Here is a 16,679-nt window from a genome sequence, read left to right on the forward strand (position 1 = left end):
CTACTCATCCTCACTTATGCTTAAAATTATGGTAACAACGACACCAATAACGGTCATTGCCACACCTGCTTCAAATAATACAACAGAGGCTAATTCCGTTTCACCAAAAATCGGTAAATTCAATTTCATAGCAGCCTGTGTCATGAAATCTTTGCCGAAAATGACTGAGGCAAAACCCGTCCCTGTAGCTATCAACACGCCCAGTGCTGCAACTAATTTAAAATCAAACGGCATACCTTTATGCACTGTCTCAATATCTGAAGTTAAGTACATTAATACAATTGCAGATGCAAGTACTAGCCCCCCGATAAAGCCTCCACCTGGAGAATAATGCCCTGAGAAGAATAAATAAACGGACAATGTCAAAATGATAAAGACGACAATTTTTGTTACCGTCCGCAAAATTACATCATTAATTTTCATTGTCTGTATCCTCCTTTCTCGCCTTCAGTTTAATCAGTGTATAAACACCTAAGCCGGCAATAAAGAGAACCACCACTTCAAGCATCGTATCAAAACCACGGAAATCACCTAAGATCGTATTAACGATATTGGCGCCTCCGGCTAGCTCGTATGCATTCTCAAAATATGAAGAAATTGAATCAAATTCATCATAGTACATTACTGCAAATGACATCACCACTACAAGCGCGCCTACTGCACCAGCGACTACTGCATTACTTATCTTCACTGATTTTGGAGAATCCTCTCGTTTCCATTCTGGTAAAAATGAAAAGCAAAGTAAAAATAACACTGTCGTCACGGACTCCACAATAAGCTGTGTCAAAGCGAGATCTGGTGCTCGGAAAATAACGAAGAAAATTGATACACCGAAGCCAATAACCCCGTTTAATAAAGTAGCCGTTAATCGTGACTTAACAAAAAGCATAGATATGCCAGCTAACAACATCACAATGATTAACATCAACTCATAAATCTCAACCGGCGCATCATTTGCACTACTATACGCAAATCCACCACTAAATAAGAAATAGCCACCAACCGCTAAAATGAAAAATAAATAGATATAAAGGACATATTTCCTTAGTGAACCCGTCATATAACTAGTTGTCACCTTATTTGAACCACTTTCAAGTACCTCTAATAAATGCCTGAACAGTTCATTAAACGAAAAACGATATGGGAATATTCGATACACAGGCTTCCACGTTTTTAATTTCCTGTACAACATTACCCCAACAATAACGACCCCTATCGTCATGAGTAATTCCGTATTAATACCATGCCAAGCATGAATTTCTGGCGTAAGTACATCAGCAGGAGCAAATCCCGGATAAATACTTGCCATTGCAGGTTTCAAAATGTATTGACCAAGAACATTTGGGAAAACGAATATTCCTACAACAAGCACACATAAAATAATTGGAGAGACAAGCATTCCTATTGGTGCCTCGTGAATAGGTTTCCCCTCATTGTTTTCATAAGGTTTACCAAAGAATGTTTTAAAAATGATGATCATGCAATATACAAATGTGAAAATACTCGCTATCCAAGCTACAACAGGGAATAATATCCCTATACTACTAATTGAAAAGATATCAAGTTCTCTCATATGAATCGCTGCCGCAAAGAACATCTCTTTACTTAAGAAGCCATTAAATGGTGGCATTCCAGCCATCGACAAACTACCAATGACAGCGACCGTAAACGTCAGAGGCATTAGTGACATCAAGCCCCCAAGCCTCCGTACATCACGTGTACCTAGCTCGTGATCCACTATTCCAACCATCATAAATAATGCACCTTTAAAGGTTGAGTGGTTTACTAAATGGAAAAGTGCAGCAAAAGTTGCCTGTGTATAAATAATAGTAGAGTCTGAATAACCCAGCCTAAAGGCGACTGAACCCATACCAAACAAACTCATAATAAGTCCTAATTGACTGACGGTTGAAAATGCGAGTAATGCTTTTAAATCCGTTTGTTTCACCGCATTAAACGAACCCCAGAACAACGTCACAAGCCCAGCTACAGTGACAAGCCAAAACCAAATCGCATCTCCACCGAAAATAGGCGTTAACCGTGCAACTAAGTATATTCCAGCCTTCACCATCGTAGCTGAATGTAAATATGCACTAACGGGCGTTGGTGCTTCCATCGCATCTGGCAACCATATATGGAATGGGAACTGTGCAGATTTTGTAAATGCTCCAAATAATATTAATATCATTGCAGGAATAAACAGCTGATGGTCCGTGAATTCACTTACATTACGTATGATTTCATGCACACTATATGAACCCGTCATCATATGCAACATAATAAAACCAACAAGCATCGAAACGCCGCCAGTAACTGTAATAAGCATCGCTTTTTGTGCACCAGCACGCGAAGCTTTACGATGATGCCAAAACGCAATAAGCAGGAATGAAGAAACACTTGTAAGCTCCCAAAAAGCGTACAACACCATTAAATTATCGGAAAATACGACGCCAAGCATAGCGCCCATAAAAAGGAGTAAATAGCAGTAAAAATGTTGAAGGGATTCTTTAGCAGATAAATAGAAAATGGAATATAAAATAACTAAGCTACCTACACCAGTGATAAGAAGTCCAAAAATCATACTTAGTCCATCTAAATATGTTGTAAAGTTTATATCTAAAGAAGGAATCCAATTATACGTATGAGAATAAGTATGACCTTCCGCCACAAATGGGACTAATCGAACTAGCATTATAAAAATAATGACAGGAACGGCTAATACAAGCCAACCTATATGTAGTTTTGTAAAACGCCTATATAGTATTGGAATAAGTATTGCCATCAAAAACGGTATTACAATTGCCAAATTTATTGTCAAAAGTCCAAACCTCCTTGTAACAGTATTCTAAAATTATGTGAATTTTAATTTGAAATGGTTAACCTATGGCAAAATACTTACCAACATATTAAGAGTCCTGACTAAGGTTCTTATAGTGCTTTATTAATGAAAGAATGCAGAATTAGGGGTAAAACAATACGTGGTAAAAAACTAGTATTACATCTATTTAATATCTATGAACGCATATTATGGCGATAATATATTAAAAAGGATATAACGATATTACCTGTAAATTATACAATATTTTCTCGGTCATTTCACTTTTATGCTACTCGAATCATCATAATAGACACCCCTGACACAATAAATAGTCATAAAATTGTTAATTTTTCTTTATCAATATTAAAAAAAGACGAATTTTCTATAGACATAACCTCCATCATGTCATAAAAAATCCGCCGTTATAATACATCTTCTTCATGTTAATTTTTGATTAACTTTTCCATTTTTCTTTTCTCTATTTCTTTCATCTCTTTTGCTGTTTTAACCTTCTCATGTAGTTCTGAAGAAATCTCAATCGTATATCTACCTTCAAAGATTACTTTTTTCAGTTCATCGATTGTTGAACATTCTTGTTCAAGCTCATTTACAATACACCCATATTGCATAAAATGATGCGTATCACTGCCACCAACAACTGATTTTTCTAGATTTTCTGCGAAGCCTATACTTTTTCAGAATTCTCATTAATACCCTGTTGATATAAGTCTTTCCCATTTAAATCGAATGCATCTAACCTACAAAGCAATTGTGGATCCAACTCATTCAATGAAGTACTGTCTCAAAATGGGTGAGCACCTATTTTCAAAAGATTATATGCTTCAGCTTTTTCAAGTAACTGTTCAAATTCAATAAAGCTATTTTTATCTGTAAACGGTTCAAGGGCTATACGTAGTTCACCAATATCTGTACGATTACCAATTAATAAAATATGTCCTACTTCTTTAATATCCACTTCCATTGCTGGAAAGACCTTTATGCCGTCAATTAGGTAATACTCATTTTCATAAACAAATGTTTGATCAAAGTAGAGGTGCGTTATGGGAGTTCCATTCAATGATTGCTCCCACTTTTTTAATAGAAAATTTAATTATTGATGTAGGAAAACAGTTGAAGGAAAATTCTATTTCAAAACTCGAAAAATTAAATTCATTACGCAGTAAATATAAAGATTTATTGCGTAGATAATTTTTAATTTAATTTATTATTGTTTATCTTTCTTATCAAACGAGGTCCTTTCCTTATAACCTCTTATTAAACAATAAATTTTTACATATTTGGGCACTTGACTATAAATGTGAGTACCATCATAATAAGAAGCCATATGGATACATATTAGTATTCATGATTATTTTGAAGAAAAAGAGTCAACTCTAAAAGTGATAAAACGGATTATTCCTAGACGCAGTCAGGTATTTATATTCTTGCTTCAACTAACCATATAAAATTAAGACACTTTCATATAAAGGAACAAAATACTAAACACGAGGTGTGAACTGCCGTGAAACATTTAAGAGGACGTATGGACGAGAGTATTTTAGTATGTGCATACTACGGAGCAAACGGAGAAAGATTGATTCGCAGAGGGTATAAAATGGCTAAAATGCTAGATTGTCCACTCTATATTCTAACGGTTGATCCGCAGCCATTTGATAACTTCGATGCTGAGAAGGTTGAATATCTTAACAATTGGCAACAACTTGCGGAAGAGCTAGAGGTAGAGGAATTTATCATTCGCGACAACGAGAAAAAGCCAATACAAAATGTTATTGCAGAGGTTGCACACCAATACAACATCACACAAGTCGTTATTGGACAAACTGCACAAAGTCGATGGGAGGAAATTACGAAAGGTTCATTTATGAATTTACTTCTTAAAACAATCTCTTTTGTCGATTTACATGTCGTTTCTGTTGAACGTCACGTCCGTAATGAAGAAGATGCGATGTTCGAAAAAGGTGTTCGAGCATATTTACTAGAGGACGGTAACGATTATAAAGTAAGCTTTACATGCTCAAAAAACATTTATTACGAAGGTATTTTCTTCAAAGAAATTGGTACTGATTTTGACAATGGTATCTTCAAGTTTATGCATGAAAACAAAATGCATGAGGTACATATCTCTGAAAATCATGTAACAGATTCAACGAAAATCCCAAGTAAATCTCGCCAATAATAAAAGCTGTCTAAATGGTTATTTAAATGAACCATTAGACAGCTTTTTCACTTATAAATACCTTTAACTTTTTAATTTCCATTTACGATCTGTCGGTAATGCAAAAGCAACTAATGCAAGTATTGGTAATACAGATATAACAACCATTGTTTTAAAAATCCCATAATGGTCCATCATAATACCAATAACTACTGCTCCGATTGCTCCCATCCCAAAAGCTAATCCAACCGTTAATCCTGCCATAGTGCCAATTTTACTTGGTACTAATTCTTGTGCGTAAACTACTGTCACAGAAAAACTTAGCATAATGAAGAATCCTATTAAAATAAGTAGTACAATAACACCCCACAATGGAACATAAGGCAATATTAAGGCAAGTGGCATCGGTACAAGCACCGATAATAAGATGATATTTTTACGCCCTAATTTGTCTGCCATCGGTCCCCCAAAGAATGTCCCAACTGCACCAATAGCTAAAAATATAAAAATAATCAACTGCCCTTTTTGTATAGTCAATCCATACTTATCCATTAAATGAAAAATATAAAAGCTTGTTATATTCGTCACATAAAATGAACGAACAAAAATGACCATCATTAATAAGCCCAGTGCTATTCCTATTTGCTTTTTCGTCATTTGTGGCAAAGAAGAAATAATCCCTTTTTTCTTTTTAGATAAACGTTCTTCCTCTAACTGTTTTTTATACCACGCTGAAATTTTAGTTAAAACTATGATGCCTATAGCGGCAACAATTAAAAACCACGCTGCTCCTTTTTGACCAAATGGCACTAAAATAAAGCCACTAATCAAAGGTGCAAGTGCTTGTCCTGAATTACCACCAACTTGATAAATAGATTGTGACAATCCACGTTTCGAACCTGCGGCCATAAAAGAAACACGTGAACCTTCTGGATGGAAAATAGCAGAGCCAAAACCTAAAAATATAACCGAAACTAAGATCATCCAGTAATCTGCGGCAAAAGCTAAACCTGCCATACCAATAAATGAGCTAGTCATACCAAGCGGTAGTGCATAAGGTTTTTGCTTTTTATCGCTAAAATAACCAACAACCGGTTGTAATACTGAAGCTACCATATTTAATGCGAATGCTATAAAACCAAGTTGAGTAAATGTTAAACCTCGCTCACTTTCTAATACTGGAAACATCGCTGGGATAACGGCTTGTAAAGTATCATTGAACAAATGACAAAGCCCTATTGCAAACATTATCGGATATACTGGATTCCCTAGCGAGTGCGTTTTATTTACTGTCGTCATCTTCTTTCATTACACTTCCTTCTGTTTACGAAATAATCAATTTACTTATTATAACAATAATTAAGCAAATGTTTTCATATTAATCGGGAATATCTATTGTTTTTAAAGGAAAGCTAACAGATATGAAGTGAAAAGGAGTTTGATTTACATGGACCATTTTTTCGAGATTAACTTTTGGGAAATGATGCTGAGAACAACCATATCATTTATAGTACTCCTCATATTGGCACGTTGGCTCGGGAAAAAACAGCTAAGTCAGTTAACGTTTTTCCATTACATTACAGGTATTACGATTGGTTCGACAGCTGCAGAAATCGCTTCTCAAGAAGAAACACCCTTTATAGATGGCTTGATTTCTCTAGTATGGTGGACTGCTTTGACAATACTTATGAGTATCCTCGCAATTAAGTTTCCAAAGATACGAGTAATAATCGATGATACACCTACAGTTATCATTAAACATGGTGAGCTATCTGTACAAGCATTAAAATCCGCGAGGCTGCATATGGATGATGTCATGATGATGATGCGTGAACAATCCGTCTTCTCAATTCAAGATATAGAATACGCTGTCTTAGAAACAAATGGAGAACTGAGCATTTTGAAAAAGACTCCTCAACAGAGTGCCACAAAACAAGATGTAAAGGCCGACGTCTCAACTCCCCCTCATATACCCATGGAAGTTATCGCTGATGGGAAGATCGTCTGGAGTACAATGGAGGAACTAAATTTAACTGAAGATTGGTTAATACGTAAGCTCCGCAAAAAAGAGATTGAAGCTGTAAATGATGTATTTTACGCTCAGGTCCAACCCAATGGCTCACTGTATATTACCGTGAGGGATAAGGATATATAATAATTCATTTACTTATTATTAAGAATAAAATTATGATTAGTTTTTTCAATATTGGCTTATACAATTATTAATAAAGAGCGCTTTTATTCGATAGGCGCTTTCAATTACATAATTCACCTTTCCTAAATCAGTAATAATGTAGAGAGTACTTATGTTAATAAACCATTCGTTTTTATTGTTCTTTGCGTGTAGTAAATTAGCAATTATCATAGGTATTCTCCAGGAAACACCTTTTTTGTTTTTAGTGAGTAATTCATTTCATGAAATGAATTAAAAAGGAAAATTATTGTTGAATAGGGACATTTTTATAAGTGGCTTTATCAAAAAAACCTTGTTGTTAATTCAACAAGGTTTCAAAAATTATTTATCATATATATTTTGCAAAGCAATCTTCATCGGTTCGCGAACGTTTACCTTATTACGTATAGCTTTTGCTTTTTGCTCAGCTTCTTCGACAGAAGTTGCTTGTCCTAGTTCAATAAGTGTACCAACCGCGACAGTACCTGCACGGCCACCACCGCCTCCACAATGAAAAAAAACTTTTTTCCCATCACGATATGCTGATACTACTTTATCGACCGCTTCCAAGATAGAGGCTTCAACCTGCTCCGCTTCATCTGCAATAGGGGCATGTACTCTATAATAAGTAACTTTTTCTGGTTCTTTCACACGTAAATCGACGACAACGTCAATTTTTTCATTAGTAACAGCTTCTTCTGCATCTGCTGCCCCTCCAAAGAAAATTCGATCATCCAATAATGCATGATATTTTTTCTCCACCATTAAACACCTTCTTTAATAAGTGATTTTATCTCCTCGAAACATGGCATTGCTGTAATAGCACCTGCTTTTGTTGCAGCCATTGCGCCTAATTGATTTGCAAAGAATACACAATTATAAGCATCTTCCATTGTTTTTGGTATACCATATAAATGTGCATGTCGTAAAATACCAGCCATAAATGCATCGCCAGCACCGGTCGAATCTACACATGTAATTGGAATCGACGGTACATGTTTCACTTCACCATTCAATACGACATACGTGCCTTGTGCGCCAACCGTTATCATTATAAAAGGAATATTGTATTTTGCTAACGCTACAACCCCCTCTTCTAGGGTTGTGGTTTCTGTTAAGAAGAACAGTTCTTCATCAGCCAACTTCAACATATCTACACTTTGCAAAAATGTATTTATTGTATCATAACAAACTTTTTGGCTTTCCCAACGTAATGGACGAATATTGGCATCCATCGCAAGTAATACATTATGTTTTTTAGCCAATACTACTGCTGCACGAGTTGTTTCAAGTGCAGTCGGATGGAACATAGTATTTGAACAGATATTAAATATAGAAGCACGTTTAAATGCTTCTTCTTGCAAATGCTCAGGCTCTACTTGTAAATCAGGTGTTTCATCAATATAATTCGTAAAAATGCGATCATTTCCTTCAGTTAGATGGACATGTACACCACTTACACGTTTTTCAGGGACAATTTTTGCATAATTCATGTTTACGCCCTCTTTATCTAGCTCATTACGGACGAATTCAGATGTTTCATCATCCCCTGTTATAGTGATTAATGCAGAAGGCGCACCGATGCGACTAATTCCTGCAGCTACATTTACAGTAGCACCACCTAAAAACTTAGTAAACGATGTGTTAGTCATATCATTGGCAATAAAATCTACAAACGCATCTCCGTATACGAGAACGAATTCTTTTTTTGAGTCTAACATTCACAAACTCCTCCACAAAATATCTTACTTCTAGCGTACCATGAAATCGCTCATTGAAAAAGTTTCTTTCGGTATTTTTCGACATCTTTCGTCAAATTAAGGAGAACCTCCCTTTCATTCTTTAATTCGTCATAGGCACAAACACTTATAATCGGAAATTGCCTTCTCTATTTGCTATACTTAACCTTGAAGGAGTTTGATAAAAAATGATGATTACTGTAAGAAATGCTGAACTAGCTGATGGTAAATTTGTCGCACCACTTATTATTGAGGCAATAGGAGATATCGCAAATCGTATGACAGGTGAAACAGAACCTAAAGCTATCGAAAGCGAATTAATTAACTTATTTGAGCGCACAGATAACCGTCACTCATACCTCAATACATATGTTGCAGAACATAATGGTCAAGTAGTCGGTACTCTAGTAATTTATTCGGGTGATGCAGCACCGCAAATGGATGCCAACTTAGAAACATGGCTACAAGAAAAAGGCGCAGAAACACCAAAAGTGGATAAAGAAGCTCATGAAGACGAATATTACGTCGATACAATTTGCATCAATCCTGACTTCCGTGGTCAAGGGATCGGCACCATTCTTCTAGAATTCTCCGAACAACTAGCACGTGAAAAAGGTTATAAAAAAATATCATTAAATGTAGAAACTCAAAAAGAAAAAGCACTCCAACTATACAAACGTATGGGATACGTCATCACAGAACCATGGACAATCATAGACGAACCTTTCCACCATATGGTTAAGCCTCTTTATTGCTAAGGTACTCGTCCATCGACCAAAACCAAAAGCTTCTATCCCTATGGTTAACAGCTTTAAATAACAAATTTTATAATTACTACAACTAATATAAAAACATGAGTCTCTTCAAAAGATGCTCATGTTTTTTTGTGTAAAAAGTAATACTACACAGTAAACTTCCCTCTTCACAAATTCTAAAAAAATGTTATACTATCCTCTTGGTTGATTCTAATCTGGCCAATAATAGGAGTTGTTTATATGAATAAAAATTTATTTTACTCGCTATTAGTTGTACTTGCGGCTAGTAGTTACGGAATATTGTCCACTATTATAAAGGTAGCTATGCAACACGGATTTGATTCAGCTGAGGCAGTTACTAGCCAATATGTTATTGGATTTTCACTTGCATTGCTACTCTTTATATTTACACAACGTAAGTTACCTCGACTATCTAAACAAAGTCTGATTATATTACTTTTAGCCGGGATTTTCACAGGTACGACAGGTATTGTTTACGGAAAATCTTTAAATTATTTACCTGCTTCTTTAGCGGTTGTTATGTTATTCCAGTTCACTTGGGTTGGCATGCTTATCGATTGTTTATTACATCGTCGCTTACCAAAGCGCGAGGAAGTCATTTCTCTTATTTTCCTCTTCGCGGGAACAATTTTGGCAGCTGGGATTTTAGATGTCGATTTAAGCGGTATTGCTTGGCAAGGTTGGGTATTTGGTTTTGCTGCTGCAGTCAGCTTCTCTATTTTCATCCAAATCAATTCAAGACCAACTGAAGAAATTTCTACAATTGCACGGATGTTGATTATGTCATTCTTTGCACTTGTTTTAATATCTATTTTCTTATCACCTGAAATTGTTTGGAATGGACAATTATTTGGTGCTGGACTTTGGAAATTCGGCTTACTACTTGGAGTATTTGGTATAATTTTACCGATATTATTATTCACAATCGCTGTCCCTAAAGTCGGTGGTGGTATGGCTTCTATTTTAAGTGCCATGGAACTACCTGTAGCAATTACTGTTTCGGTTGTTGTGCTACATGAATCTTTAACTTGGATACAAATTGTAGGGATTATTCTAGTATTAATTGGTATGACTTTACCTACTCTATTGACAAGAAATAAAGCAAATTAGATAAAACTTCACACTTTTTTTGCAAACTCTCTCTTCTTTTTTGGTACAATCAATCGTATTGAATAGAAGGGAGCTTTTTTTATGCGCAAAATTGCACTAACAGCATTAGCATTAATTTCAAGTGTTGCACTTGTAGCTTGTAATGATAATGAAGAGAAAAATACAGATAAAGTCGAAAAACAGGAAGTCAAGGCTCCTGTTCTAAAAGCTGATGTTACTGTCCCTAAAACCGCTGATGTCGGAGAAAAAGTTGAATTCCAAGTAAAAGTAACAGAAGATGGAAAAGTTTTAACAAATGCTTCAGAAGTAACGTTCGAAGTGGAAAATGCTGATACCCATTCAGATAAAATGTTAGAAACTAAAGTAAACAAAGATAATGTCTATGTAGCTGAAATGACAATTAAAGAAGCTGGTAATTATGAAATTACAGCACATGTAACAAATGGTGAGGGTCATGAAATGGTCGATGCAGATATGAAAGTTGCAGGAAAAGTCGCAAAAACTAAAGACAATGATCACGATTCAGAAGAAGCACATGAACATGCACATGGAGATACTTCTGCTACATTCTCTCAAACAACTGCTAAAAAAGGTGAGAACACTAATTTTAGTGTCACTATTGAGCATGACGGTAAAGCACTGACAGATGCAAAAGTTCGTTTCCAAGTTGTTAATAAAGAAACTGAAGAAGCTGGATGGTTAACACTAAAAGAAAAAGCAGACGGTACTTACGAAGTAAAAAACACTTTCAATGATGCAGGTACTTATAATGTAACGCTTCATGTTGAAAAAGGCAAAGAGCTTCATTTCCATGAAGAAAAAACATTTACAGTGAAATAAATAACAGAGCAAAGGCCCGTAAAGTCTATATCTTTAGGGGCCTTTGTATATTCAATAGTATAATTTTAATTACGCTTTGAATTTTCCTTTTGGTACATGATAACATTTGGCAAAGTAACTTTCACAAGCGTACCATTTTCTTCAGAAATCTCTAGGTCACCATTTACAAACTCGACTCTTTCCTTCATACCATTTAAACCGTTACTCGACGGTTTTCTATTCATATTAGAAATACCTATACCATTGTCCAATACAGTCAATTGGATGACATCGGATTTTTGTTTAATGGTAATTTTGCATTCAGTTGCTTTACTATGTCTTACTACGTTATTGACGGCCTCTTTCAAACACATACTTAATGTATTGCCAATAATTGCAGGAATGTGATTAAATTCTGATTTACCTTCAATAATCATTTTAATATCAGCTGCTGTTAAAATTTGTTGAACATGTAATAGCTCATCTTCAATTTTTACAGCCTTCATATTCGACACCATTTCTCGCACTTCTTTTAAAGCAATACTAGCTGTTTGACGAATATCCCGAAGCTCTTGTATTGCAGCATCTTGATCTTTTTTTACTAAACGAATAGCCAAATCACTCTTCAAGCCAACCATAGAAAGCTTTTGCCCTAAAGTATCGTGCAAATCTCTAGCAATCCGTTGACGTTCTTCATAAACGCTTAGTTCAGAAATACGCTCATTGGCAGTTGCTAATTGTCCTTGTAATTTATCACGTTTGTTTGTGCTATATATATAAAAGGGCCCTAAAATCACACCAAATACGACAATAACGATAAAAGGAATCTCTTTAATAAATAGCTCTGTCTCGATAAAGAAACCCCCTATAATTGAACCAACGGTCATAGCAATATGAAGACCATACATAATATAGAACCCAACAGTATGGCGAATTCGCCCGATAAAGAAAGCCGTGAAGAAGGCAAAATAAATGTAGCCAAAAAGAACTGTCATTACCGCATTTATAACCATCTCTAGGGAAATGCACACATAAACTAAACCATTATTAGTACTATAAGAAAAGCGAAAACAAATAATATATACAATCAAAATAGCAACTGCAATAGATACAATTAATGTAGATGTTGTACGAAAAACAAAGTAAAGAGGGACGAAACAGAAAAGAATCCAAGTCGAAATACTAAGCAATGGATTTTTCGGGAAAATACTATACCAATTCGACATTCTGTCAATTCACCACTCTTTCTAATCTTTTATTATAACAAAATTTTAAAAAATCCAAACCGATAGCCATTTTGATTCTAGAAATCATAAAACATCACCTGACAACCACTAGCATGTTAAAGAAATAAATTCTTCTAAATAGCACTTATAATATTTATGAATGATTGATTATTATATTTAGACGAATTAAATTTCTAAATTAATGCAAAATAATGCACACGTAGTTTACAAATCACATATAATATTGTAATATCAACATATGAGCATGTGTTCATATAATAATATTAGGGAGGGTCAATTAATTGGAGCAAAGTAAACATCACTTTTTAAATGAATCGACGGTTGAAGATGTTGCAAGAACTTTCAAAGCATTAGCAGATCCTACAAGAGTGAAAATTTTATATTTACTATCGCAGGAAGAATGTTCAGTTGGACATATTGCAGATGTTCTGAACATGACTCAATCTGCTGTATCCCATCAACTATCCTTTCTGAAAAACTTACGTTTAGTGAAATCACGTCGTCAGGGTAAATCATTATTTTATAGCTATGATGACGAGCATGTTATTGAAGTACTCAAACAAGTAATTGACCACTCATTACATGATTAGGGGGAATTTATATGCATCATCACGGACACGACCACAGTCATGATCACGGGCATCACCACCACGGGCATGATCATAGCAGGGACGGCAACAAAAAGGGGCTTATTATAGCCCTTTCAATCACGGCAGGAATTATGTTATTGGAGTTTATTGGAGGCTTAATTACTAATAGTTTAGCTTTACTTGCAGATTCTGGACATATGTTAAGTGATACAGCTTCTTTAATCCTAAGCTTAGTGGCGATAGGATTTGCTGCTAAAGCCGCTTCTCCAAAGAGAACATTTGGTTACCATCGATTTGAGATTCTAGCAGCCTTTTTTAATGGCATCACTTTATTCTTAATTGCAGGTTTCATCATCTATGAAGCTTATGGAAGATTCTTTGAACCACCAACTGTTGCTAGTGGTTCTATGATGTTAATTGCTCTAGTTGGATTATTAGCAAATCTTATTAGCGCATGGTCATTAATGAGTAAAGGTGATGTAAAAGATAATGTCAATCTTCGAAGTGCTTATCTTCATGTTCTTGGGGATGCATTAGGTTCTGTCGGAGCTATCGTTGCTGGTATTGTCATGTATTTCTTCGACTGGTACATTGCAGATCCGATCATTAGTGTTGTTGTTGCATTATTAATTCTAAAAGGTGCATGGGGAATTATTAAGCATACCGTACATGTATTAATGGAAGGGACACCGGCAGCAATTGATCAACAAGAGGTAAAAAAAGCATTAGAGAGTATAGATGGTGTTATTAATGTACATGATCTCCATATCTGGACAATTACATCTGGATTAAATTCTTTAAGTTCTCATTTACTAATTAAAGATGAAGAAAATGAACAAGTGATTCTTCAAAAAGCCATTCATGTAATCGAGAAAGAATTCCATATTGGACACACTACAATTCAAGTTGAAAAATCAATGCTTCAACATGAAAACATGAAAGTCTAAAAATGTAGCAGGTATTAAGAAATCGTTCAAAACGAATCAATTCTATCCTGTTTCCTATGGGAAAATAATTTCGTGAACAATTATCCGCGGAATTATTTTATTTAAACTTATTATACCCTCCCACGGTATGGTATTATGTAAATGTGCAATTCAAATGATAAAAGATTAGAAGGTTGTGAAAATAGATATGACTCAAAATGACAACACAGTGAAATTAGCCGTTAACGGTGGAATTTCATTTGGTGCTAAACTAAATGCCAAACAGTTGGCTGTCATTGCTCAGTACATGAATGACGGGGATGAACTGGAATTGACGACTTTCCAGCAGCTTTACATCGATGTACTTGAAAGTAATGTGGAATTCGTAAAAGGGAAATTTAAAGAAGTTGGCCTGTCCTGTTACCCTGTCGGAAATTTCGTCAAAAGCCTAAGAACTTGTAATTTCTGCAAAGGGTCAGAACAAGAAGGTATGCCAGTTGCTATTGAACTAAATAAACGTATTGCAGGAAAACCCGTTCCCTTTACGCTTCGCCCAGCCTATACAGGTTGCCCCATCGGCTGCGGTGAACCTTTAGTCAATGATATCGGCGTCATGAAAATCAAAAATGGCTATGATTTATATATAGGAGGAAAAGCAAAAGGTTTTGATGCTCAAGCAGGGACTTTACTAATGGAGCAACTTACTCCTGAACAATTGTATGAGGTTGTAGAGAAAATCGTTGAAATTTATGCTGAGAATGGTAAAAAGCGTGAACCGTTATTTAAATTCATTAAACGCTTTGGATTAGACAATCTTAAAGCGCAACTTGTTCATTAAATATAGGAAATTTAAAATTCGAGAGTAATATATCAATATATATAAGTTATACTGTAATTCCACTTGCACACGTTTCATTTCATACTAAATGAAGCGTGTGCATTCTTTCTATTTAAGCTATCTCAACTATATAGAAATTCTATACTCATTTTGCTCGATCCAATGATTTATGTTCTTTACTATTCCTCTCTCATCATTGATGTAGAATCTTAAATATCTTTATATATGAAAAGATTACTTTTATATTTGAATGAAAAAAAGAACCTGCTTACTTTTGCAGCAGGTTCTCGATTTTTAGTTATTAATCATTAATAACCTTTTTACTTCATCTAGATTTTGTTCAAATCCAATCATTACTGTTAGTTTGCTAGCCAGACCTAACAAAGAGTTATTTTTGAACACAAAGGTAGGAACCATTCTTGCGCCGCTTAACTTGATTAACTCTTTTTCCTTTAACGGCTGTTGCGTTAAATCATAATCTATATATGAAATGTTATTGTTGGCAAGAAACACTTTCGCTTCCTGACAATCTGAACATGTCGGTCTTGTATAGAGCTCCAATTGAAGTTTTTTCATTCATAACGACCTCCCACTAAGTATTTTATAACCTAGCAAAAAGGGGTTCTCATCAGTCGTTCTCCCGACTTAGAAATACCCCCTTTTCAAAATCTTATTTTACTTCGATTACAAACGGATAAGCGTTTACTTGTTCACCAAACTTAAATTCAGCCCACATTTTATATACACCAGGCTTAGTGAATTCTGTTTTAAAAACGGTTTGATCATTCGATACAGGATGTACATGAATAAAGTTCTCCGCGTTTTCATCTAAAATGACAACATGGCCTAAAGCACCTAAATATTGTTCAGGTTTAGCCCCTTTCAAATCAAAATTCAAAGTGATTTCCTTATTCACATTAAATGCTGTAGTCTTAAGCTCCACTGGCTGATTGTTAATGGTTTTTGTAAATCCTTTATCTACAACAAGATTATTCCCGCTGTTCTTTTGATGTGTTTCACCAACATGAAATTCAATTGGTTGCACTGAATACGGAAGCCCTTTTGGTTTGATATCTACGAATGCTTTATAAGAATTATCAGCTAAGTCAAACTTGTTTTGATAGATTCCTTTATTCGCTTCTTCAGGGTGAAAATGATGATATTCTTCTAAGTCTGCACTAACAACGATTAAATGCATTAGCTTTTCGTGGGAAACTTCTAATTCTGGTGCATTATTGTTTTTGTCTTTTAATTCTACTGTTGTAATTCCATTAGCGTAAGCTACTTTAGGTGTAACTTCACTCATGTCACTTACCTTATGATCTGTATGTTCATTTTTACTATTATGATCGTCTGTTACTTCTGCTTTTGGGTTCATATTGGCATATACACTGTAACCTATTATGATAATTCCTAAGTAGACAATTGCGGAAATAGCCCAAGTTGCCGTACTACGTTTCATATATA

The 16,679-nt window shown here is 35.1% G+C and carries 19 protein-coding genes; 9 read left to right on the plus strand and 10 right to left on the minus strand.

Annotated elements, in window-relative coordinates; translation table 11 throughout:
* The 4 genes from MKY02_RS20775 to MKY02_RS20790 form a co-directional block, all read right to left on the minus strand.
* On the minus strand, positions 1-423 hold the full coding sequence (locus MKY02_RS20775; protein ID WP_038180798.1) for a Na(+)/H(+) antiporter subunit B: 423 nt from the start codon (positions 421-423) through the stop codon (positions 1-3).
* Positions 413-2,818: a Na+/H+ antiporter subunit A gene (locus MKY02_RS20780; protein ID WP_038180801.1), complete on the minus strand. Its 2,406-nt coding sequence runs from the start codon at positions 2,816-2,818 to the stop codon at positions 413-415. Before MKY02_RS20780 ends, MKY02_RS20775 begins: the two co-directional genes overlap by 11 nt.
* Positions 2,819-3,261: 443 nt before the next feature.
* The gene (locus MKY02_RS20785) at positions 3,262-3,507 is read right to left on the minus strand and encodes a PHP-associated domain-containing protein (protein ID WP_081730029.1); all 246 of its coding nucleotides are present in this window, start codon (positions 3,505-3,507) and stop codon (positions 3,262-3,264) included.
* A gap of 113 nt (positions 3,508-3,620) precedes the next feature.
* Positions 3,621-3,896, minus strand: a complete 276-nt coding sequence (locus tag MKY02_RS20790; protein WP_051448597.1) for a hypothetical protein — start codon at positions 3,894-3,896, stop codon at positions 3,621-3,623.
* Between MKY02_RS20790 and MKY02_RS20795 the strand changes: the two genes are divergently transcribed.
* Entirely contained in the window at positions 3,896-4,027 is a 132-nt protein-coding gene (locus MKY02_RS20795; protein ID WP_268746457.1) for a hypothetical protein, read from the plus strand. The genes MKY02_RS20790 and MKY02_RS20795 overlap by 1 nt on opposite strands.
* A gap of 313 nt (positions 4,028-4,340) precedes the next feature.
* Positions 4,341-5,015 (plus strand): universal stress protein, encoded by a 675-nt coding sequence (locus tag MKY02_RS20800; RefSeq protein ID WP_038180804.1) that lies wholly within the window; start codon positions 4,341-4,343, stop codon positions 5,013-5,015.
* A 63-nt stretch (positions 5,016-5,078) separates the two neighbouring features.
* On the opposite strand, the gene MKY02_RS20805 is transcribed toward MKY02_RS20800, so the two are convergent.
* The gene (locus MKY02_RS20805; protein WP_038180808.1) at positions 5,079-6,293 is read right to left on the minus strand and encodes an MFS transporter; all 1,215 of its coding nucleotides are present in this window, start codon (positions 6,291-6,293) and stop codon (positions 5,079-5,081) included.
* A gap of 148 nt (positions 6,294-6,441) precedes the next feature.
* Between MKY02_RS20805 and MKY02_RS20810 the strand changes: the two genes are divergently transcribed.
* Positions 6,442-7,149, plus strand: a complete 708-nt coding sequence (locus MKY02_RS20810; protein WP_081730030.1) for a DUF421 domain-containing protein — start codon at positions 6,442-6,444, stop codon at positions 7,147-7,149.
* Between the two features lie 360 nt (positions 7,150-7,509).
* Here the strand turns inward: MKY02_RS20810 and MKY02_RS20815 are convergent, their stop codons facing one another.
* A complete protein-coding gene (locus MKY02_RS20815; RefSeq protein WP_038180811.1) occupies positions 7,510-7,932 on the minus strand; it encodes a protein-tyrosine phosphatase family protein in 423 nt (140 codons plus the stop codon).
* Positions 7,932-8,888, minus strand: coding sequence for a carbohydrate kinase family protein (locus tag MKY02_RS20820; RefSeq protein ID WP_038180814.1), 957 nt, complete (start codon positions 8,886-8,888; stop codon positions 7,932-7,934). Before MKY02_RS20820 ends, MKY02_RS20815 begins: the two co-directional genes overlap by 1 nt.
* A gap of 206 nt (positions 8,889-9,094) precedes the next feature.
* Between MKY02_RS20820 and MKY02_RS20825 the strand changes: the two genes are divergently transcribed.
* The 3 genes from MKY02_RS20825 (at position 9,095) to MKY02_RS20835 (ending at position 11,632) form a co-directional block, all read left to right on the plus strand.
* The gene (locus MKY02_RS20825) at positions 9,095-9,664 is read left to right on the plus strand and encodes a GNAT family N-acetyltransferase (RefSeq protein ID WP_038180818.1); all 570 of its coding nucleotides are present in this window, start codon (positions 9,095-9,097) and stop codon (positions 9,662-9,664) included.
* 237 nt (positions 9,665-9,901) lie between these two features.
* Positions 9,902-10,792, plus strand: coding sequence for an EamA family transporter (locus MKY02_RS20830; RefSeq protein WP_038180820.1), 891 nt, complete (start codon positions 9,902-9,904; stop codon positions 10,790-10,792).
* Between the two features lie 81 nt (positions 10,793-10,873).
* Positions 10,874-11,632 carry a FixH family protein gene (locus tag MKY02_RS20835; RefSeq protein ID WP_340711655.1) on the plus strand — a complete coding sequence of 253 codons (759 nt, stop codon included), beginning with the start codon at positions 10,874-10,876 and terminating at the stop codon, positions 11,630-11,632.
* A gap of 65 nt (positions 11,633-11,697) precedes the next feature.
* Here the strand turns inward: MKY02_RS20835 and MKY02_RS20840 are convergent, their stop codons facing one another.
* The gene (locus tag MKY02_RS20840; RefSeq protein ID WP_179078260.1) at positions 11,698-12,837 is read right to left on the minus strand and encodes a sensor histidine kinase; all 1,140 of its coding nucleotides are present in this window, start codon (positions 12,835-12,837) and stop codon (positions 11,698-11,700) included.
* A gap of 302 nt (positions 12,838-13,139) precedes the next feature.
* On the opposite strand from MKY02_RS20840, the gene MKY02_RS20845 reads away from it, so the two are divergent.
* The 3 genes from MKY02_RS20845 to MKY02_RS20855 all read left to right on the plus strand — a co-directional run bounded on the left by MKY02_RS20845 (position 13,140) and on the right by MKY02_RS20855 (position 15,212).
* Entirely contained in the window at positions 13,140-13,448 is a 309-nt protein-coding gene (locus tag MKY02_RS20845) for an ArsR/SmtB family transcription factor (protein WP_038180826.1), read from the plus strand.
* Between the two features lie 11 nt (positions 13,449-13,459).
* Entirely contained in the window at positions 13,460-14,395 is a 936-nt protein-coding gene (locus MKY02_RS20850) for a cation diffusion facilitator family transporter (protein WP_038180829.1), read from the plus strand.
* A 187-nt stretch (positions 14,396-14,582) separates the two neighbouring features.
* Positions 14,583-15,212 (plus strand): nitrite reductase, encoded by a 630-nt coding sequence (locus MKY02_RS20855; protein ID WP_038180832.1) that lies wholly within the window; start codon positions 14,583-14,585, stop codon positions 15,210-15,212.
* Positions 15,213-15,506: 294 nt separating this feature from the next.
* On the opposite strand, the gene MKY02_RS20860 is transcribed toward MKY02_RS20855, so the two are convergent.
* Together MKY02_RS20860 and MKY02_RS20865 are read right to left on the minus strand one after the other, a co-directional pair.
* Positions 15,507-15,788 carry a glutaredoxin family protein gene (locus MKY02_RS20860; protein ID WP_038180835.1) on the minus strand — a complete coding sequence of 94 codons (282 nt, stop codon included), beginning with the start codon at positions 15,786-15,788 and terminating at the stop codon, positions 15,507-15,509.
* A gap of 94 nt (positions 15,789-15,882) precedes the next feature.
* A complete protein-coding gene (locus MKY02_RS20865; protein WP_038180838.1) occupies positions 15,883-16,674 on the minus strand; it encodes a hypothetical protein in 792 nt (263 codons plus the stop codon).
* Positions 16,675-16,679 lie beyond the last annotated feature (5 nt).

This window comes from Viridibacillus sp. FSL R5-0888 (genome assembly GCF_038009105.1).
Lineage (GTDB): Bacteria > Bacillota > Bacilli > Bacillales_A > Planococcaceae > Viridibacillus > Viridibacillus arenosi.